The organism is Pseudomonas sp. SIMBA_068, from assembly GCF_046534705.1.
Lineage (GTDB): Bacteria > Pseudomonadota > Gammaproteobacteria > Pseudomonadales > Pseudomonadaceae > Aquipseudomonas > Aquipseudomonas putida.
In genome coordinates, this window is record NZ_JAWRYI010001208.1 from 1 (window position 1) to 249 (window position 249).

Genomic DNA, 249 nt, shown 5'->3' on the forward strand with positions numbered 1-249 from the left:
AGAGACTGTCGCGCAAAGATGCCGCTTCTGTGCCGGTTCCTGCCGGAACGTGAGTCCCCGTCAGGCGGCTTAGCTGCCTGGCACGCTCGGCGGTAAAGCCCGCGTTGGCATAAGCGCAGATATCACCCAGCACAGCCCCAGCCTCAACCGAGGCCAGTTGATCACGATCGCCGAGAAAGATCACTCGCGCATGATCTGGCAAGGCGTCGATCAGTCTCGACATCATAGGCAGATCGATCATTGACGCTT

Annotated in this window: 1 protein-coding gene; it reads right to left on the bottom strand. The window is 59.4% G+C overall.

The genetic code is table 11. The features are described from left to right. On the bottom strand, positions 1-249 hold a 249-nt coding region (locus tag SB756_RS33360), incomplete at both ends, for an AAA family ATPase (RefSeq protein WP_410913670.1).